This is a genomic window from Mesorhizobium sp. B2-3-6, from assembly GCF_006442305.1.
Lineage (GTDB): Bacteria > Pseudomonadota > Alphaproteobacteria > Rhizobiales > Rhizobiaceae > Mesorhizobium.
In genome coordinates this window covers 1028692-1046954 of record NZ_VFVW01000001.1, presented here as the reverse complement: position 1 = coordinate 1046954, position 18263 = coordinate 1028692, and the positions used below count along the sequence as shown (strand labels likewise).

Below are 18263 nucleotides of genomic sequence, written 5' to 3'. Positions count from 1 at the left end.
CAATGTGGGCAAAAGGTGACAGGTTTTTTAGTCAAACCTAACGCATTTCGGTGGGCGCCGCGGCGCCGATCAGCGTCAGGCCGGACGTCAAGACATCCGAAACAGCCTGCACCAGCCCTAGTCTGGCATGCGTCAATTGTCGGTCGTTAACCTTAACAAAACGTAAGTCCGGATTATCGGTGCCGCGGTTCCAGTGCCCGTGGAAGCTTGAGGCCAGATCGTAGAGGTAGAATGCCAGCCGATGCGGCTCGAGCGCAAGTGCCGCCGACTCGATCAACCGTGGATATTCAGCGAGTTTCCTGATCAGGCCGATCTCGCCTTCGTCGGTCAGCAACGCCACGGCAGCCGCCAGGCTGTTGCGATCGAAATTGGCCTCTCCCAACTGCTCGCTCGCCTGCCGGAATACCGAATGGCAGCGCGCCGAAGCGTACTGCACATAGAACACCGGATTGTCCTTGGACTGCTCGGTCACCTTGGCGAAGTCGAAATCGAGCGGCGCATCGTTCTTGCGATAGAGCATCATGAAGCGGATGGGGTCGCGGCCGACTTCCTCCACAACCTCGCGCAGCGTCACGAAATCGCCGGACCGCTTGGACATGCGCACCGGCTCGCCATCGCGAAACAGCTTTACCAGGTTGCACAGAAGAACCGTGAGCTTCACCTCGTCGCCGGCGATCGCCCGCGCCAGCGCTTCCAGCCGCTTGACGTAGCCGCCATGGTCGGCGCCGAGCACGTAGATCAGCTCGACGAAGCCGCGATCGACCTTGTCCTTGAGATAGGCGACGTCGGCGGCGAAATAGGTGAACGAACCATCCGACTTGACCAGCGCCCGGTCCATGTCGTCGCCGACCGCCGTCGAACGGAACAGGGTCTGTTCGCGATCTTCCCAGTCGTCCGGCCTCTCGCCCTTGGGCGGCGGCAGCTTGCCCTTGTAGATATGGCCCTTCAGCGTCAGGTCGTTGATCGCCGAGCGGATCTTCCTGGCATTGTCGGCGTGCAGCGTGCGCTCGGAGAAGAACACGTCATGATGCACGTTGAGCAGCGCCAGATCCTCGCGGATCATCGCCATCATCGCGTCGATGGTGCGGTCCTTGACGATGGCGAGCGCCTCTTCGTCCGGCATCTGCAGCAAGGACCGGCCGAACTCCTTGGCCAGCGCCTGCCCGACCGGGACCAGATAGTCGCCTGGATAGAGCCCGGCCGGAATCTCGCCGACCTCGTCGCCAAGCGCCTCGCGATAACGCAGCATCACCGAGCGGCCGAGAACGTCGATCTGCGAGCCGGCGTCGTTGATGACATATTCCTTGGTCACGTCGTAACCGGCAAAGGCCATCAGATTGGCAAGCGCATCGCCAACGACGGCGCCACGGCAATGGCCGACATGCATTGGCCCCGTCGGGTTGGCCGATACATATTCGACATTGGCCTTCCTGCCGCCGCCGATGCTGGAGCGGCCGTAATTGCGGCCCTCGCCCAGAAGCGTCGTGAGATGTGCCTGCCAGAAACCGTCCTTGAGCCGCAAATTGACGAAGCCCGGGCCAGCAACCTCGGCGGCCGCGATATCCTTGTCGTCCCGCAGCGCGAGCGCCAGGCGCTCAGCCAGCGCCCGCGGGCTCTGGCCGGTGGGCTTGGCCAGCACCATCGCCGCATTGGTCGCGAGGTCGCCATGGCTGGCATCGCGCGGCGGCTCGACGGCGATGCGCGACAGGTCGGGCGAAACGCCGTCATTGTCTTTCAGATCAAGCGTCTCGACGGCTTTTATGATTCGCGCGGTGAAGTCGGCGAAGATGTTCATGGGTATGACTCTGGCGGCTTTGCAGGGAATCCGGCTTGTTGGCCGGCAAAATCGAGCCCGCCCTAGCTCAAATCCGGCGTATCGTCAAACAAACGCCGGTGTTCCTTCAGCGCGTAGGTGTCGGTCATCCCCGCCAGAAAGTCGGCCACGCTGCGCGCCTTGATGCGATCCTCGGCCCGGTCGAGCCCCTCGCGCCAGCCGTCCGGCATAGCGCGCGGGTCGGCGAAATAGACGTCGAACAGGTCCCTGACGATCCGCTCCGCATCGGCGCGCACGCGCATGACTTCCTTGTGCCGGTAGAGGTGCTTGTAGAGAAAGGCCTTCAGCTCTTTCTCGGCGACGGCCATTTCGGCGGAAAAGGTCACCATCGTCTCGCCCGCCGCCCTCACCGCATCGGCGCTCCGCGGCCCGGTGCGTTCCAGGTTGGCGGTGGTCGACCTGATCACGTCCTCGACCATGGCGGTGATCTGGCGCCGCATCAGCTCGTGGCCGGTGCGCACCTCGTCGAGATTGGGATAGCGCGCGCGCACCCCCTCCAGGATGGTCCCCGGCAGCGAGACGGCCTTCAGCATGTCCAGCGTCAGCAGCCCCGCCCTCAGGCCGTCGTCGATGTCGTGCGTGTTGTAGGCGATATCGTCGGCGATCGCAGCACACTGCGCCTCGATGCCGGCGAACCGGTCGAGTTCGAGGTCGTGCAGTTCCGAATAGTCGCGGATCGCCTGCGGCACCGGACCCTTCAGCCCCTTGCCGTTGGCATCGGTCAGCGGACCATTGTGCTTGACCAGGCCTTCCAACGTTTCCCAGGTCAGGTTCAGTCCGTCAAACTCGGCATAGCGCGCTTCCAGCCTTGTCACGATGCGCAGCGATTGCGCGTTGTGGTCGAAGCCGCCCCAATCAGCCATCTTCTCGTTGAGGGCGTCCTCGCCGGTGTGGCCGAAGGGCGTGTGGCCGAAATCATGCACCAGCGCCACCGCTTCAGCCAGATCCTCGTCGCCGCGCAGCGCCCGCGCCAGGGCGCGTGCGATCTGCGCCACCTCGATCGAATGGGTCAGCCGGGTGCGGTAATGATCGCCTTCATGGGCGATGAAGACCTGCGTCTTGTGTTTCAGCCGGCGGAACGCGGTGGAATGGATGATGCGGTCGCGGTCGCGCTGGAATGGCGTGCGGGTCGGGCTTTCGACCTCTTCGAACAGGCGCCCGCGCGAGCGCGCCGGATCGCTGGCATAGGCCGCGCGGGGCCTATAGCCAAATCCGATGTCGCCCAACTCGTTGGTCATGGTCGATGCCGCCTGACTTTGGCCGCCTGACTTTGGCCGCCAGACTATGGCCGGTTGACTTGGCCCTTCGCGCTTCATACCTATCATGTGAAACCGAAAGCAAGGTGACGCCCATGGGCGCGGATGCCAAGACCGCCATGAAAGTCGAGATGACCGATGCCGCCGCAAGGCGGATCGCCAAGATTGTGTCGGACGAGGCCGGCAAGACGGCGTTGCGCGTTTCCGTCGAAGGCGGCGGCTGCTCCGGCTTTTCCTACAAGTTCGATCTGGTCGACGCGCGCAACGACGACGATGTCGCCATCGAGAAGGACGGCGCCACGGTTCTGATCGATGATCTGTCGCTGGTCTATATGGGCGGGTCGGTGATTGATTTCGTCGACGACCTGATGGGCCAGTCGTTCCAGATCCGCAACCCGAATGCGGTCGCCTCCTGCGGCTGCGGCACAAGCTTCTCCATTTAGGAACAACATGCCTGCCATTGGCGCGGTTCGTCAGGTCGCGCTCTCGGCCGGGCGAGACCTCGACGCGACTCTGGCCTTCTGGTGCGACGTGCTCGGGATGAGCGTGCATGTGCGTTACGATCCGCCGGGCATCGCCTTCATCATGGCCGGCAGCGTGCGGCTGCTGTTCACCGACGGCATTCCGGCCGGAACCGTCTATCTCGACATATCAGGTCTCGAGGATTTCCACGCCGGCGCGAAAGCTGCGGGCGTTCCCTTCACCGCGCCTCCAACGCTTGTTCATCGCGACACCGAGGGCCAGTTCGGTCCGGCGGGGGAAAGCGAGTGGATGGCCTTTCTAAAGGATCCCGCAGGCAATACGATCGGCCTGGTCGAACGTCTTGCCCCGGAAGAACATTGAGGCCGCCATGAAGATCGTCACCTGGAACATCAACGGCATTCGCGCCCGCATCGGCAATCTCACCCATTGGCTGACCGAAAGCGCCCCCGACATCGTCTGCCTGCAGGAGATCAAGACGGTCGACGAGCAGTTCCCGCGCGCCGAGATCGAGGCGCTTGGCTACAATGTGGAAACCCACGGCCAGAAGGGTTTCAACGGCGTCGCCCTGCTGTCGAAATTGCGCTTCGACGAGGTCATCAGAGGTCTGCCCGGCGACGACGCCGACGAGCACGCGCGCTTCATCGAAGGTGTGTTCTCGACCGACAAGGGCGCGCTGCGTGTCGCCTCGCTCTATCTGCCGAACGGCAATCCGATCGATGACGAGAGGAAATTCTCCTACAAGCTGTCCTGGATGGCACGGCTGGAGCGCTGGGCCGAGGAGCGGCTGAGGCTGGAGGAAGCCCTGGTGCTGGCCGGTGACTACAACGTCATTCCCGAACCTGTCGACGCGAAGTTCCCGGAGAACTGGCTGAATGATGCGCTCTTCCAGCCGCAGACGCGGCAGGCGTTCCGCAGGCTGAAGAATCTCGGCTTCACCGAAGCGGTGCGTTCGGTCACCGATGCGGGCGACACCTTCACCTTCTGGGACTACCAGGCCGGCGCCTGGCAGAAGAACAACGGCATCCGCATCGACCACCTGCTGCTGTCGCCCGAGGCCGCCAACCGGTTTTCATCGGCCTCGATCGAAAAGCATGTGCGCGCCTGGGAAAAACCGTCCGACCACGTGCCGGTGGCCATCGATCTCGATTTGCTGCCGGCCTGAGGGAGACCCCGGGCCCGCGCTGGACCTCGTATCGCCACAATCAGGCGCATGATGGGAGATCATCATGGCGGCTGGGGTTCCCATGACCATACGACTTGTCCTTTGTCCGATCGGCCTGGCATTCGCTGTCGCCGTCCCTGCGGCGGCTTTCGCCGCCGAGGAATGTCTTGCCAATGGAAAATCCTACCCGGTCGGCCAGGTCGCCTGTCTGACGATCGCCGACAAGAACCACCTCGCCCGCTGCGAGATGGTGCTCAACAACACCTCATGGACGAAAGTCGGGGACAGCTGCCCGCAAGACAGGCTGGCGCCGCACCGGCGGATGACGCCGATCTCGGCGCCGGCTCCCAGCATGGTGCCGGCGGAGCCGACCGAGAATTAATGTCTGATTAGCGATCTCCTCGTGGGGAGATCATCCTTACTGATCGGCGCTGTTGCCCTTGGTCAGGATGTCGTCAGCGAGCGAGATCGCTGTGCGGCGGTCGGCTTCGCCGGCGGCGGCAAAGGCCTCCTCCTGCATGCCGCGGATCCAGGGCTGGTCGGCGGGCGCCGCACGTTCGAGTGCTGCCGTCATCATCGCCAGGCCGCGCACGATCTTGCCGCTCTGGAACAACAGATGGCCAAGCGTCGCCTGCGCGCCGGCATGGCCTTTTTCGGCGGCGAGCTGGAACCAGCGCCCGGCCTGCTTGACGCTGGCCTTCACGCCGCCCTCGCCCTTCAGGAACATCTGCCCCATCTCGAACTGGGCATTCGGGTTGCGGTAGTTGGCGGCGGCGCGCATGTAATATTCCTGGGCCGCCACTTCGTTCTCGGTCACCGGGCTGCCGGGAATGCCCTTGCGCAGGTAGTCGCCCAGCGCCACCAGCGCGTCGGAAACGTAGCTTTCTTCCGGTGAGCCGGGCTCGACGTCCTGATCGACGATCTCCGAAAAGAACTTGAACGCCTCGTAATCGTCGCGCGCCACGCCGTCACCCTCGGCATACATGCGGGCAAGCTTCCAGGTGGCGCCGATCTGGCCGTTCTCGGCCGCGTATTTATAGGCCTCCGCGGCCTGTTCCTTGTGGCCGTTCTTGTAGGCGGAGAAGCCGAACTGGAACACCGCCCAGGGGCTCGACTGCGGCTTCACGCCGGTCTTGTCGTCGAACACCTTGTCGTCGAAGGCCATGGCCTGGCCGACGGCGCCAAAGATCGCTAACGCGACCAGTGCCGGAAGGACAGACGACCTCAACAACTCTGGTGTTGACTTCAACAACTCAGATGTCCGCATAGCAGTGTGTTTCTTTGGCACCGCCCGGATGGGTGACCGCGCCGTCGCGGGCGGACCCTACCGTCTGTGCGTATTTCCATATCGCGCCGGACTGATAGTCGGTCGTGCGCGCCTTCCAACTCTTTGCCCTCGCAGCCAGTTCCCTATCGGACAACGCCACATCGATCGTGCCGTTCACGGCGTCTATAGAGATCACATCGCCATCCCTGAGCAGCCCGATCGGACCGCCAACGGCTGCCTCCGGCCCGACATGGCCGATGCAGAAGCCGCGCGTCGCGCCCGAGAAACGGCCGTCTGTGATCAGCGCCACCTTGCCACCCATGCCCTGGCCGTAGAGTGCCGCCGTCGTCGACAGCATCTCGCGCATGCCAGGTCCGCCGCGCGGCCCTTCGTAACGGATGACGAGAACTTCGCCTTCCCGGTAGTTGCGATGCGTCACCGCTTCGAAACATTCCTCTTCCGAATCGAAGCAGCGCGCCGGGCCGGAGAATTTCAACTCCGTCATGCCCGCGACCTTCACGATCGCGCCTTCGGGGGCAAGGTTTCCCTTCAAGCCCACGACACCGCCGGTTTGGGTAATAGGTCTGTCGGCCGGGCGGACCACATCCTGGTGTTCATTCCAGGCAACATGCTCCATATTTTCGGCCAAAGTGCGGCCGGTGACCGTCAGGCAATCGCCATGCAGGTAGCCGTGGTCGAGCAGCGTCTTCATCAACAGCGGGATGCCGCCGGCCTCGAACATGTCCTTGGCGACATATTTGCCGCCGGGCTTGAGGTCCGCGATGTATGGCGTCTTCTCGAAAATCCGGGCGACATCGAACAGGTCGAACTTGATGCCGGCCTCATGCGCTATGGCCGGCAAATGCAGCGCCGCATTGGTCGAGCCGCCGGTGGCCGAAACCACCGTCGCCGCGTTCTCCAGCGCTTTCAGCGTGACGATGTCGCGCGGCCGGATGTTCCTGGCGATCAGTTCCATGATCTTTTCGCCGGAGGCGAAGTTGAAACGGTCGCGCATTTCATAAGGCGCCGGCGCGCCGCAGGAATAGGGCAGCGCCAGGCCGATCGCCTCGGCCACGGTCGCCATGGTGTTGGCGGTGAACTGGGCGCCGCAGGAGCCGGCCGACGGACAGGCGGCCTGCTCGATTTCAAGCAGCTCGGCATCGCCGATCGTGCCGACCGAGTGCTGGCCGACCGCTTCGAACACATCCTGCACGGTGATCTGGCGGCCGCGGTAGCTGCCGGGCAGGATCGAGCCGCCATAGATGAAGATCGACGGCACGTTGAGCCGCACCATGGCCATCATCATGCCGGGCAGCGACTTGTCGCAGCCGGCGAGCCCGACCAGCGCGTCGTAGCAATGCCCGCGCATGGTGAGCTCGACCGAATCGGCGATGACCTCGCGCGACACCAGCGACGACTTCATGCCCTGGTGGCCCATGGCGATGCCGTCGGTGACGGTGATGGTGCAGAATTCGCGCGGCGTGCCGTTGGTGGCCGCGACGCCCTTCTTGACCACTTGCGCCTGGCGCATCAGCGAAATGTTGCAGGGCGCCGCTTCGTTCCAGCAGGAGGCGACGCCGACCAGCGGCTGTGCGATCTCGGCCGCCGACAGGCCCATGGCATAGAGATAGGAGCGATGCGGCGCACGCGCCGGACCGACGGTCACATAGCGGCTGGGGAGCTTAGCCTTGGAGATGACTTTGGCGTCCATACTCTTCCTTGCCCCACATCTTCCTCGCAAGAGGGCGGTGCGGCCTGCTCCCATCGCCGAGCCTTTTGGCGCGTGTCCCGAGACAAGATCGAGGTGCGCCGGGTTTATGGCGGGAAATGGGCAATTTCGTCGGCCTGACTTCTAGCGCAGGGGTTGTTCAGAAAGTGTTGCCAAAACATCACAACGACACGAGGCGGAGCTGGTGCGGTTTATCTGCAACGCAGCCCTGGGGCCGACAGGCTCGGCCACAGCCCCGGAACGAAAAAGGCCGGGCATTGCCCGGCCTTTCATTTGATTTTACAGAGACTTAGAACTTGATCTTCACACCACCAGAGATCGCCGTGATCAGATCATTCCCGAAATCATAGCTGGCATCCTCGCCTGCAACATAGCCGTTCTCACCAGCCAATGTCCCCGAGTGGCCGCTGGTCAAAACGCCGACCGCTCCAGCGAGCCGCACTTCGATGTTGGGCTGCGGCGTATAGGCGACGCCGCCGCCCAGGGTCCACGTATCGGTCTGCGCACCATAGCCATGCGAGGTGCCACGATCCCAGGTCAATTGACCGGCGGCACTCCATTGATCATTGAACTTGTGGCCGATACCACCTGAAACGGTCCAGCCGTCACGATACATCAGGTCGAGCGACGTCACCTGACCCGGGCCGTTCGTGAAGCAAGCCGCCCCAGGCGCAATTGTTGGACAGATCGGAACGCTCTGCAGCACGCTCCAGTTGACCCACTTGATTGAGCCGAAGGCCAGCCAGTCAGGCGCAATACCGGACTGCAGTTTCAGTTCCAGCGAATCCGGCATCGACTCCTCTGCGCCATAGATCGGCCGAGAACCTCCAAGAATAGCTGGTAAGGTGAGTGTGCCCGAAATGTTGTCTAGCTTGACCTTCGAATTGTAGACCAAGCTGGCGCGGAGCGCGATATCAGGGATTTCGTAGGCAACGCCGGCGCGCCAGCCCCAACCGTTAGCCTCCAGATCGACACGACCAAGCAGCGGTTGTCCGAGGGGAGTAAAACCGACCAAGCTTTCCTTGAAGCCTGAAATGTCCTGATAGAACAACCCGCCGATAAAGCGGAGCTGGCCCTTGCCAGCATCAAACTTGTAGGAACAGGTGCCGGCGTAATTGTTGCTCTTGATATCAGTCTCGACGTTAGAAAGCGCTCCGTTCCACATACCTGGTGCGGTATGCGCGCCCCAAGGCTGCGAATAATCGACCATGCAGTCGACGCCCTGCACAACCTGGGCCTTCATTCCTATGCGCGGTACCCAATAGCCCTCGGCTCCGTCGGCCGAGGTACCAAGGCCGAGATTGGCTCCGCCGGGACCACGCGCATTCTCGTACTTACGGTCCGGCATCACATAGGTCGCTTCCGCGTCCGTCGCGAACGGCGCCGGATCAAACAGCAGGTCGATATCGTAGCCGCCACGTTCCAGGCCGCCGGCATGTGCCGAGCTCATTGCCGTCCCCAGCAAAGCCAGCGAAAAGCACCCTGCCCCCAGCAGTGCTTTCAAACGCAGATTGTTCATGGATGTCCTCCCCGAATAGTCAGTGCATCCAGCTAGAACCAATTCGGGTTAACGGTGCAACAACGAATTCTTGGGGCGTACATGTACATGTCCACCGGACGCATTCCGGACAAAATGCAGACCAGCGCAGCGAGGCAGAAAAACGGTTCGCCGGGCGTGTCTCACTCAGAAAAACGGGAGAAAATCGGCCAAAAAGGCCAAAAATAATCAGTTTTGAGCAGTCGAATGCCCCATTGTTACATTATGGCAACAATGGGGCGAAAACTTCCGTTTACGTCAACATTAACGCTACGGAATGCCGGTTTCGAGGCAAAAAGCCACCCCATTTTAGAGGGCCCTAAAGTCTCCCGAATCTGCCCTCAACCCGCTTCGCGAACCCTGGCCAGCGCCACCGAAAGCTTGCCCTGCGCCTCGCGGTATTCGGCCAGCTTTTCACGCTCGGCTTCCACGATCTCGGCCGGCGCGCTGGCGACGAATCTTTCGTTCGACAGCTTCTTGTGCAGGCGTGCGATCTCCTCGGTCACCTTGGCCAGTTCTTTCTGCAAGCGCGCGGCCTCGGCGGCGAGATCGATCAGGCTGCCGAGCGGCAGGCAGACCGTTGCCTCGTTGAGCACGATCTGCGCCGAGCCCTTGGGTGCGGCGTCAACCTGCGAGATGTCGCCGACGCGCGCCAGCCGCTTGATCGCGGCGGCGTGGCGCTCCAGCCGTTCGCGGGTAAGCGTGTTGGCTCCGATCACCATCAGCGGCGCGATGGCTGCCGGCGGCACGTTCATTTCCGAACGCACGGAACGAATGCCGGAGACGAGATCAACCAGCCAGTTGATGTCGGCGGCCGCTTCAGCGTCCTCGAAATCCGGCGACGGCCACGCGGCATGGCAAAGCAGCGAAGCGCGCTCCTTGCCCTCGCCCGCGGTCTGCGCCCAAAGTTCCTCGGTCATGAACGGCATCATCGGATGCAGGAGCTTGTAGATTTCGTCGAGCACGAAGGCGACGCAGGCGCGGCTTTCGGCCTTGGCCGCCTCGTCCGTGCCCATGAACACCGGCTTCAGCAGCTCCAGATACCAGTCGCAGAACAGGTTCCAGACGAAGCGGTAGGCCGCCCCCGCCGCCTCGTTGAAGCGATATGAGGTGATGCCGTCCGTGACCTCTCGCGCGGCGCGCGTCAGCTCGGTCAGGATCCAGCGGTTGACCGCCAGCTTGGCGTCGTTCAGCCAGAAATCGTCGTTGCGCGCGACTTCGTTCATCTCGGCGAAGCGCGTCGCGTTCCAAAGCTTGGTGCCGAAATTGCGGTAGCCGGCAATGCGCGCCGGGTCGAGCTTCACGTCACGCCCCTGCGCCGCCATCACCGTCAGCGTGAAGCGCAGCGCGTCGGCGCCATATTCGTCGATGAGGTCGAGCGGGTCGACGACATTGCCTTTCGACTTCGACATCTTCTGCCCGTTCTTGTCGCGCACCAGCGCGTGCATGTAGACGGTGTGGAACGGCTCCTCGTCCATGAAGTGCAGGCCCATCATCATCATGCGCGCGACCCAGAAGAAGATCAGGTCGAAGCCGGTCACCAGCACGTCGGTCTGGTAGTAGGTTTTCAGCTCCGGCGTCTCATCCGGCCAGCCCAGCGTCGAGAACGGCCACAGCGCCGAGGAAAACCAGGTATCGAGCACGTCCTCGTCACGGGTCAGGATTTCGCCCGGCTGGAAATTCTCGAGCTTGTCCTCGACCCAGGCCTTCCAGGGTCCTTCGAGCGCCAGATAATATTCGATCGCGGCACTCAGCGCCTCTTCCTCCGTCTTCTCGACGAAGACGCGCCCGTCCGGCCCATACCATGCCGGAATCTGGTGGCCCCACCAAAGCTGGCGCGAGATGCACCAGGGTTCAATGTTCTCCATCCACTGGAAGTACGTCTTTTCCCAATTCGCGGGTATGATCTTGGTACGCCCCTCGCGCACCGAGGCGATCGCCGGCTTGGCCAGTTCGGCGGCGTTTGCATACCACTGCTCGGTCAGGAACGGCTCGATCGGCACGCCGCCGCGATCACCATGCGGCACGGCGTGGCGATGCGGCTCGACCTTGTCGAGGAAGCCGCCTTCTTCCATCAATTCGACGATCCTCTTGCGCGCGACAAAGCGGTCAAGGCCGTTGAGTTCATCCCAGACGGCTTGGCGCTCCGGCGTCACCTCGAGCCCGGCGAGGAAATCCTCGTTGTCCCTGAGGTTTACCGCCGCCTCGACGGTGAGGATATTGATCGCCGGCAGCTTGTGGCGCTTGCCGACCTCGAAGTCGTTGAAGTCATGCGCCGGCGTTATCTTAACCGCGCCAGAGCCCTTCTCGGGGTCGGAATACTCATCCGCCACCACGGGAATCTTGCGGCCGACGATCGGCAGGACGACATTCTTGCCGACCAGGTGCCGGAAGCGCTCGTCGTCCGGATGCACGGCGACGGCCGTATCGCCCAGCATCGTCTCGGGGCGCGTCGTCGCCACGATGATGAAGGTCTTCGGGTTTTCCGGATCGAAGGCCACGCCTTCGACGGGATAGCGGAAGTGCCAGAGATTGCCGTTGACCTCCTGCTGCTCGACCTCGAGATCGGAGATCGCGGTGAGCAGCTTGGGATCCCAGTTCACAAGGCGCTTGTCCTTGTAGATCAGGCCTTCCTTGTAGAGCGTGACGAACACTTCGAGCACGGCCTTGGACAGGCCTTCGTCCATGGTGAAGCGTTCGCGCGACCAGTCGGCCGAGGCGCCGAGCCGCTTCAGCTGGTTGAGGATCGCGCCCCCGGATTCGGCTTTCCACTCCCACACTTTCTCGATGAACTGTTCACGGGTGAGGTCGCGGCGATGGATCTGCTTTTCCATCAACTGCCGCTCGACCACCATCTGCGTGGCGATGCCGGCATGGTCCATGCCCGGCTGCCACAGCACGTTCTTGCCGCGCATGCGCTCGAAGCGAACAAGAATATCCTGCAACGTGTTATTGAGCGCGTGGCCCATATGCAGCGAGCCGGTGACGTTGGGCGGCGGGATGACGATGGTGAAGGCCTCGGCCCCCTCCTCGGCGCCGGCGCCGGCGCGAAACGCGTCGGCCTCTTCCCACACCTTGGCAATCTTCGGTTCGACGGTTTTGGCGTCGTAGGTCTTTTCAAGCATGGGAAAATGGTCCGCGCTGTCGGATTTTTGCTGGTCCGGTGTAAATCGGAAGGCTTTGACCGAGTCAACCGTAGGGGCCGCCTCGGCAACCGGCACAACGAAAGAGGATCACCGTTCAGATAGTGTCTGTCCCGTATGCGACAATCCCTGGTGGCGTCGGCACTGTCACCGGCTCCAGCCGGAGAGGCATTGCACGCCTACGCCGCCCAATCCCAAATGCCAGCTCGGGTCGTACGAAACGAGGAATAGTGCGACGTCTCAGGACGCGCTGGAGTCCTCTGGTTTTTCTTTCAAAGCTTCGGCGAACTTGCACATGAGCCGCACGAGTTCGTCGATGTCGTGTGCGTCCCAGCTTTCGAAAACGGCGCGAGCGTTTCTCTCTCGTGCTGCGTCGATCTTGTCGGTCATCGCCTTGCCCTTTGGCGTGACGACAGCCTCATTCACGCGGCGGTCTGTCTCGCTCTGCCGGCGCACGGCCAGGCCAAGGCTTTCGAGCTTCGCCACCTGACGGCTGACAGTGGTGTAATCGCGGCCAGCCCGGTCGGCGAGGTCCACTATCCCGATCGGCCCAAGCCGCTCTATCCCGACCAGCAGAGGAAACAGTGCGCGGTCGAGTGCAATTCCGGCCTCCTTTACCATCTGCTCATCGCGCTGAGGCCGGTTCATAAGGCTGGCAATCTCGATCAGCGCTCCGTGGAGTTCACGAATCTGATGACTCCCAATATGTGTATTTTTCACGTTTTTCATTGACGCCACTCCGACTCTCCATTATGTGCATTTTACACACAAGGAGATCGACATGACAAACGGTTTTGCGGCAGATGTGCTCATCTGCGGCGCGGGAGCGGCTGGCCTGACGCTTGGGATCGAGCTTGCACGGCGCGGTATATCCTTCCAGCTCATTGAGAAGATGAGCGAACCCTTCCGTGGCTCGCGCGGCAAGGGCATCCAGCCGAGGACACAGGAGATTTTCGAAGATCTTGGCATTCTCGACAGGGTCGTTGCCGCAGGCGGCGTCTATCCGCCGATGCGCGTGTATGGCGATGACGGCAGCTATATCGAAAAGGACACCGGCGAGCGCCCCGATCCGACCCCGGCAGAGCCTTACGCCATCGCGCTAATGATTCCGCAATTCCTCACCGAGCGGATCATGCGAGAGCGGCTGGCAGAACTAGGCCATAGGGTCGAGTACGGATGTGAGTTGGTTGGGTTCGAGCAAGGTGAGAACGGTGTCATGGCACGTCTTGCGGGGCCGAATGGCGAGCAAACCGTTCGCGCACGCTATCTTGTCGGGGCGGACGGCGGGCACAGCTTCGTGCGCGGCGCGCTCGGCTTGAATTTCCCCGGCAAGACGCTGGGCGTGCGTGCGGTCGTGGCGGATGTGCTGTTGACCGGGCTGGACCGCGATGCGTGGCACCAGTTCAACGACGGTGACATGGAGCGAATGGTCGCGATTTGCCCGCTCGCCGGAACCGATCTCTTCCAGATTCAGGCACCCATTCCGCTGGACGGCGAAGTGGACCTCTCAGCAGAACAGCTGGGGCGCTTGATTAATGAGCGGACCGGCCGCGGCGACGTGCGGGTGGATTCGGTCGCCTGGGCGTCGGCCTACCTGATGAACGCCCGGCTTGCCGATCGCTACCGGGTCGATCGGGTATTCCTCGTTGGCGATGCAGCTCATATCCATCCGCCAACCGGCGGCCAGGGCCTGAACACCAGCGTGCAGGATGCCTATAATCTGGGCTGGAAACTTGCCGCCGTCCTCGACGGCGCGGATGATTGCCTGCTCGACACCTATGAGCAGGAACGACGTCCGGTCGCAGAATCGGTTCTCGGCCTTTCGACCCGGCTGCTCGACGCCCAGAAACAGGGTGGAATACACCGCGGCCGCGAGGTGCGGCAGCTCGATATCGCCTATCCGGAATCGCCGCTCTCCAGGGAAATGGCCGAACGCAGCAGCGGCCTGCGTGCGGGGGACCGCGCGCCGGATGCCCAAATCAGGGGCACAGCGGGGCAACCATGGCGACTGTTCCAATTGCTGCAAGGGCCGCATTGGACACTGCTTGTTCATCAAGCCGGGAGAGAGACGGTTAGGCCACTCAAGGGGCTGCATGTCCACCACATCGGCCCGCAAGGCGATGTCATAGATGCCTGGGGACACCTTCGCGATGCTTATGCACTGGCACCGGGCGAGTGTGTGCTGATCCGGCCGGACGGATATATCGGTGTGATGGCGATTCTTGATGCAGACCGAACCGCGAAGCTCGAAACCTATTTGGCCCGCATGGGCCTAGTCCAACCCGGAGAAGACCCGAAATGACTGCCGAGATATGTTCGAACAATGAGGTTGGCGGGCTCTATGCTTGGGTCGGGCCTATATGAAGCGTGGAGCGGCGTGGTCGTGGCAATCGCCATCATCGGAGCTATTATTGCGGCCACCGCCTCCTTCGACGTGCCGATCCTGAGATTACCGTGCCTGCGCCAGGGTGAAGGCGCAGCGGTGTCCAACTAGCCACCTAAGGCGACCCGGGAAAATCATTACGCGCCGCGCGCCACGCGCTCGATCTCCTCGCGCACCAGGCGCTCGACCAGCGTTGGCAGGTTGTTGTCCAGCCAGTCCTGCAGCATCGGCCGCAGCATCTCCTCGGCCATCTCGTCGAATGTCTTCTTGCTGCGGCTGGCAAAGGCGTCGGAGAGTTCGCCAAAGGCCGCGGCGACCTGCCGGCCCGTATGCTCGGAAAGGATTGCCGGACGGGCCGCAGGCGTTTCATCCGCCGCCTTGCGCGCCTCGTCGGTGCTCGCCGGGGCGGCGATCGAAGGGGTCCGCTCGAACGCCGGCTCCGGCATCGGCTCGTCCACCGGCGCTTCGGGCTGGACAACCGGCTTGCGAATGCCTGGTATCGCCTTCGCCTGCTCGCCGACCGCCGCGATCTCGCGGCGCCAATCGGCGACGATGGCATCGCTTGCCGCGCCGGCCTCGGGCGTCGCGGGCCTGTCGGTCCTTTCGGCGGGCAGCGGCTCGGCGGCGATCCGGGCGCTCACCTCGGCAAGCGTCATCGACGCCCTTGGTGCCACGGGATCGGTTCGCTCCGGCGCTTCCATGCGCGCGACCGTTGGTTCGGCCGCCGATGTCTGTGCCTGCACCTCCGCCAGCGTGACCGGCTTCCTGACCTCGGGAGCGGCATGCAATTCGGCGCGGAACGCATCGACGTCGGGAGCAGCGCCCGCCGCCGGCTTCAGATCCTGCCGCAAGTCATCGGCATCGTCCGGCTGCTTGCGGCCGCTGTCGCTGTCCTCGATGATCCTCCTGATGGAAGCCAGTATCTCTTCCATGGAAGGTTCGCGCTGTGCGCTGCTTGCCGTTGCCATCGTCACATCCGCCGCCCTTGTGACCTGTTACAGACTTCCGCTCCGGTAAACGCCGGATTCGAATCATGGCGACAGCGTAACCGACGGAGCGCCGTACGAGAATCCCCATTCTGGGGACATGTGGGATTTCAACAGATTAGCGCAATTCGTCGGAAAGCATGTGACGGGTTGCCGGCGCAGTTGCGCAAACAACGAAGCGACCCGGCGTTTCGATCGAACGCCGGGTCGCTTCGAGAGAACTACTCGAATCTGTGGAGTTTAGCGGCCGTCCGGCGTGCGCAGGCCGATCCACTTGTCCTTGACGGCATTGTAGTGCTCTTCAGGCCTGTACTTCGTCGCCTGCAGCGCAAGGCGCTCGGCCGAGAGGCGGCCGATCGCCGACAGGATGGCATAACTCGCCACCACAACGTCGTGCTCGGAATTTGCCTGGTTGATCTTGGCGGTGATGACGGTGGCCTGCGCGTTGAGCACATCCAGCGTGGTGCGCTGGCCGACATTGCGTTCCTCGATGACACCGTTCAGCGCCAGTTGAGCGGCGTCGATCACCTGCCTGTTGGCGGCGACGCTCTGCTGCGCGGCGGTGTATTGCGACCACGCCGAGGCGACGGCCTGGCGCACCTGGTCGCGGCTGACGTCGACCTGGATGCGGGCCTCGCCAAGCGATTCCTTGTTCTGTCGCACGACCGCCGAGGTGCGGCCGCCCGAATAGATCGGGATCGTCAGTGTCGCACCGATGTTGGCCGAGGTCGAACCGCCGTTGCTCCCCTGGAGGTCGGGATTGCGATGCAGATAATCCTCCGAAATGCCGGCCGATGCGGAAAGCTGCGGCAGCAATGCGCCCTCGGACGACTTCACCGAAAACGCGGCCGCATCGACCAGATGCTGGGTGGCGAGGATCGCCGGATGCTCGGCCGAGGCGATGGCTATCGCCGAATCGAGGCTCGGCGGCAGCAGCCTGGCCAATGGCGAGGCAGGCCTGAGCTTGCCCGGCTCGTCACCGACGATCTGGTGATAGCTCGCCGCACTTGCCAGCGCCTGCGCGCGGGCGGCGCTGAGCGACGCCACGGCGGAAGCGCGCGACGCATCGGCCTGCGCAACGTCGGTGCGCGTGCCTTCGCCGACCTCGAACCGCGAGCGCGCGGCGCGCGCCTGCTCGGTCAGGAACTGCAGATTCTGCTCCGTCAGCACCGCGATCTGCCGGTCGCGAATCACGTCCATATAGGCCGTGGCCGCGCTCAACAACGTGTTCTCCTCGGTGTTGCGCAGGCTTTCGACGGATGCCTTGACCCGCGATTCGGCTGCCGCCACATTGTTTCTCGTCTGGAAGCCGTCGAACAGGCTCTGGTTTATGACGATGGCCACACTGGCCGACCCCGTCTTGACGTTGGCGCCGCTGGCACGGGTATTCACATAATTCGTGTCGGCCGTCCCGGTGATGGTCGGGCGCCAGCCGGACTTGGCTATGGCCACGCTCTCGTCGGTGACGCGTACGCCGGCTCGTGAGGCATTCAGCGAGGAATTGTATTGATAGGCCTTTGCAAGCGCGCCGGAGATGGTTTCGGCCGAGGCGGCCAGCGGGGAAAGCGCGGTCGCCGAAACGAGGACGGCGGTGAAAAGTGACTTGCGTAGAGACGGCACCATTAAACCCTCATTCGTTTTCCATGGGAACCACGCCGCACCGGCTTCTCCTTAGAGAACCGGAGCGGCGTGTCAGAATGTTCCCTGTCGCTCGGCCCAAAGTGCCCCCATTGGGATCAGCAACGATTGTTCAAATGCAAGCGACCATGACAAAGCCTCTGCTGCAAGGCCAAATCATTCAGAATTCGAAAGCATGCTCACGTTCGAACCCGGGTAGTGGCTTAATTGCCGCATTAAATGCCCGTCTACCGGTTACAACCCCCCCTGCTTTGAAAAAAAGCCGCGCCACGCCAGAATTGCCCTGCCCTTCGACCGCGACGAGGCGGCCGCCTTCGGCGAGCTGGTCGAGCAGCGCCGCCGGCACTTTGCCGACGCTGCCGCCGACGAAGACGACATCGTAGGGCGCCTTGGCCGCATATCCCTGCGGCAGCGGGCCCTGGACCACGGTCACATTGCCGCAGCCCAGCGATGAGAGCACCGACTTTGCGGTTTCGGCCAGCGCCGAATCACTTTCAAGCGCCACCACGGAGCCCGCCAGTCGCGACAGGATGGCCGAGGCATAGCCGGTGCCGCAGCCGACATCGAGGACCGAATCAGCCTGACTGATCTCGGCCAGTTGCATCAGCTTGGCCAGCGGCGAAGGCTCCATCAGATATCGCGCGCCGCCGGGGCCGTCCGCGATGCGGATGTCTTCGTCGATGTAGGCGAGATTGCGCTGGCGTTCGTCGACGAAAAGCTCGCGGGGCACGGAAAGCATGGCGTCGAGCAGCGGCGTGCTGGTCACGTCGGTGGTGCGGATCTGGCCATCGACCATCTTGACGCGAAGCTCGGAGAAATCAGCGCTCATGTCCCAACCAATCCGC

General features: G+C 62.9%; 15 protein-coding genes. 5 read left to right on the top strand and 10 right to left on the bottom strand.

Going from position 1 to position 18263, the window contains the following annotated elements; genetic code table 11:
* Nucleotides 1-37: 37 nt before the first annotated feature.
* Together argS and FJ953_RS05005 are read right to left on the bottom strand one after the other, a co-directional pair.
* Nucleotides 38-1795: an arginine--tRNA ligase gene (gene argS / locus FJ953_RS05010; protein WP_140495761.1), complete on the bottom strand. Its 1758-nt coding sequence runs from the start codon at nucleotides 1793-1795 to the stop codon at nucleotides 38-40.
* A gap of 62 nt (nucleotides 1796-1857) precedes the next feature.
* Nucleotides 1858-3072, bottom strand: coding sequence for a deoxyguanosinetriphosphate triphosphohydrolase (locus tag FJ953_RS05005; RefSeq protein WP_140495760.1), 1215 nt, complete (start codon nucleotides 3070-3072; stop codon nucleotides 1858-1860).
* Nucleotides 3073-3185: 113 nt separating this feature from the next.
* Here FJ953_RS05005 and erpA point away from each other — a divergent pair, with 113 nt between their 5' ends.
* From erpA to FJ953_RS04985, 4 genes are all read left to right on the top strand, one after another.
* Nucleotides 3186-3533, top strand: coding sequence for an iron-sulfur cluster insertion protein ErpA (erpA, locus tag FJ953_RS05000; RefSeq protein WP_140495759.1), 348 nt, complete (start codon nucleotides 3186-3188; stop codon nucleotides 3531-3533).
* A 7-nt stretch (nucleotides 3534-3540) separates the two neighbouring features.
* Entirely contained in the window at nucleotides 3541-3933 is a 393-nt protein-coding gene (locus tag FJ953_RS04995; protein ID WP_140495758.1) for a VOC family protein, read from the top strand.
* Between the two features lie 7 nt (nucleotides 3934-3940).
* Entirely contained in the window at nucleotides 3941-4735 is a 795-nt protein-coding gene (xth, locus tag FJ953_RS04990) for an exodeoxyribonuclease III (RefSeq protein WP_140495757.1), read from the top strand.
* A 64-nt stretch (nucleotides 4736-4799) separates the two neighbouring features.
* Nucleotides 4800-5117: a hypothetical protein gene (locus FJ953_RS04985; RefSeq protein ID WP_140579767.1), complete on the top strand. Its 318-nt coding sequence runs from the start codon at nucleotides 4800-4802 to the stop codon at nucleotides 5115-5117.
* 36 nt (nucleotides 5118-5153) lie between these two features.
* On the opposite strand, the gene FJ953_RS04980 is transcribed toward FJ953_RS04985, so the two are convergent.
* The 5 genes from FJ953_RS04980 to FJ953_RS04960 form a co-directional block, all read right to left on the bottom strand.
* Nucleotides 5154-6002 (bottom strand): tetratricopeptide repeat protein, encoded by an 849-nt coding sequence (locus tag FJ953_RS04980; protein WP_140495755.1) that lies wholly within the window; start codon nucleotides 6000-6002, stop codon nucleotides 5154-5156.
* Complete coding sequence (ilvD, locus tag FJ953_RS04975; protein WP_140623377.1) at nucleotides 5989-7713, bottom strand: dihydroxy-acid dehydratase; 1725 nt, start codon at nucleotides 7711-7713, stop codon at nucleotides 5989-5991. The genes FJ953_RS04980 and ilvD overlap by 14 nt, the downstream gene beginning before the upstream one ends.
* 307 nt (nucleotides 7714-8020) lie before the next feature.
* Nucleotides 8021-9250, bottom strand: a complete 1230-nt coding sequence (locus tag FJ953_RS04970; protein WP_140495753.1) for an OmpP1/FadL family transporter — start codon at nucleotides 9248-9250, stop codon at nucleotides 8021-8023.
* Between the two features lie 359 nt (nucleotides 9251-9609).
* The gene (locus FJ953_RS04965) at nucleotides 9610-12393 is read right to left on the bottom strand and encodes a valine--tRNA ligase (RefSeq protein ID WP_140495752.1); all 2784 of its coding nucleotides are present in this window, start codon (nucleotides 12391-12393) and stop codon (nucleotides 9610-9612) included.
* Between the two features lie 258 nt (nucleotides 12394-12651).
* The gene (locus FJ953_RS04960; RefSeq protein ID WP_140623375.1) at nucleotides 12652-13149 is read right to left on the bottom strand and encodes a MarR family winged helix-turn-helix transcriptional regulator; all 498 of its coding nucleotides are present in this window, start codon (nucleotides 13147-13149) and stop codon (nucleotides 12652-12654) included.
* A gap of 43 nt (nucleotides 13150-13192) precedes the next feature.
* On the opposite strand from FJ953_RS04960, the gene FJ953_RS04955 reads away from it, so the two are divergent.
* Nucleotides 13193-14713, top strand: coding sequence for an FAD-dependent oxidoreductase (locus FJ953_RS04955; RefSeq protein WP_140623373.1), 1521 nt, complete (start codon nucleotides 13193-13195; stop codon nucleotides 14711-14713).
* A 218-nt stretch (nucleotides 14714-14931) separates the two neighbouring features.
* On the opposite strand, the gene FJ953_RS04950 is transcribed toward FJ953_RS04955, so the two are convergent.
* The 3 genes from FJ953_RS04950 to FJ953_RS04940 all read right to left on the bottom strand — a co-directional run bounded on the left by FJ953_RS04950 (nucleotide 14932) and on the right by FJ953_RS04940 (nucleotide 18247).
* The gene (locus FJ953_RS04950) at nucleotides 14932-15762 is read right to left on the bottom strand and encodes a PopZ family protein (protein ID WP_140495748.1); all 831 of its coding nucleotides are present in this window, start codon (nucleotides 15760-15762) and stop codon (nucleotides 14932-14934) included.
* Between the two features lie 258 nt (nucleotides 15763-16020).
* Nucleotides 16021-17400 carry a TolC family outer membrane protein gene (locus tag FJ953_RS04945; RefSeq protein WP_140495878.1) on the bottom strand — a complete coding sequence of 460 codons (1380 nt, stop codon included), beginning with the start codon at nucleotides 17398-17400 and terminating at the stop codon, nucleotides 16021-16023.
* Between the two features lie 178 nt (nucleotides 17401-17578).
* Complete coding sequence (locus FJ953_RS04940; RefSeq protein ID WP_140495747.1) at nucleotides 17579-18247, bottom strand: protein-L-isoaspartate O-methyltransferase; 669 nt, start codon at nucleotides 18245-18247, stop codon at nucleotides 17579-17581.
* Nucleotides 18248-18263 lie beyond the last annotated feature (16 nt).

Coding starts and splice junctions, on each gene's coding strand:
- argS (WP_140495761.1), bottom strand. CDS start 1,795: ATGAACATCTTCGCCGACTTCACCGCGCGAATCATAAAAGCCGTCGAG.
- FJ953_RS05005 (WP_140495760.1), bottom strand. CDS start 3,072: ATGACCAACGAGTTGGGCGACATCGGATTTGGCTATAGGCCCCGCGCG.
- erpA (WP_140495759.1), top strand. CDS start 3,186: ATGGGCGCGGATGCCAAGACCGCCATGAAAGTCGAGATGACCGATGCC.
- FJ953_RS04995 (WP_140495758.1), top strand. CDS start 3,541: ATGCCTGCCATTGGCGCGGTTCGTCAGGTCGCGCTCTCGGCCGGGCGA.
- xth (WP_140495757.1), top strand. CDS start 3,941: ATGAAGATCGTCACCTGGAACATCAACGGCATTCGCGCCCGCATCGGC.
- FJ953_RS04985 (WP_140579767.1), top strand. CDS start 4,800: ATGGCGGCTGGGGTTCCCATGACCATACGACTTGTCCTTTGTCCGATC.
- FJ953_RS04980 (WP_140495755.1), bottom strand. CDS start 6,002: ATGCGGACATCTGAGTTGTTGAAGTCAACACCAGAGTTGTTGAGGTCG.
- ilvD (WP_140623377.1), bottom strand. CDS start 7,713: ATGGACGCCAAAGTCATCTCCAAGGCTAAGCTCCCCAGCCGCTATGTG.
- FJ953_RS04970 (WP_140495753.1), bottom strand. CDS start 9,250: ATGAACAATCTGCGTTTGAAAGCACTGCTGGGGGCAGGGTGCTTTTCG.
- FJ953_RS04965 (WP_140495752.1), bottom strand. CDS start 12,393: ATGCTTGAAAAGACCTACGACGCCAAAACCGTCGAACCGAAGATTGCC.
- FJ953_RS04955 (WP_140623373.1), top strand. CDS start 13,193: ATGACAAACGGTTTTGCGGCAGATGTGCTCATCTGCGGCGCGGGAGCG.
- FJ953_RS04950 (WP_140495748.1), bottom strand. CDS start 15,762: ATGGCAACGGCAAGCAGCGCACAGCGCGAACCTTCCATGGAAGAGATA.
- FJ953_RS04940 (WP_140495747.1), bottom strand. CDS start 18,247: ATGAGCGCTGATTTCTCCGAGCTTCGCGTCAAGATGGTCGATGGCCAG.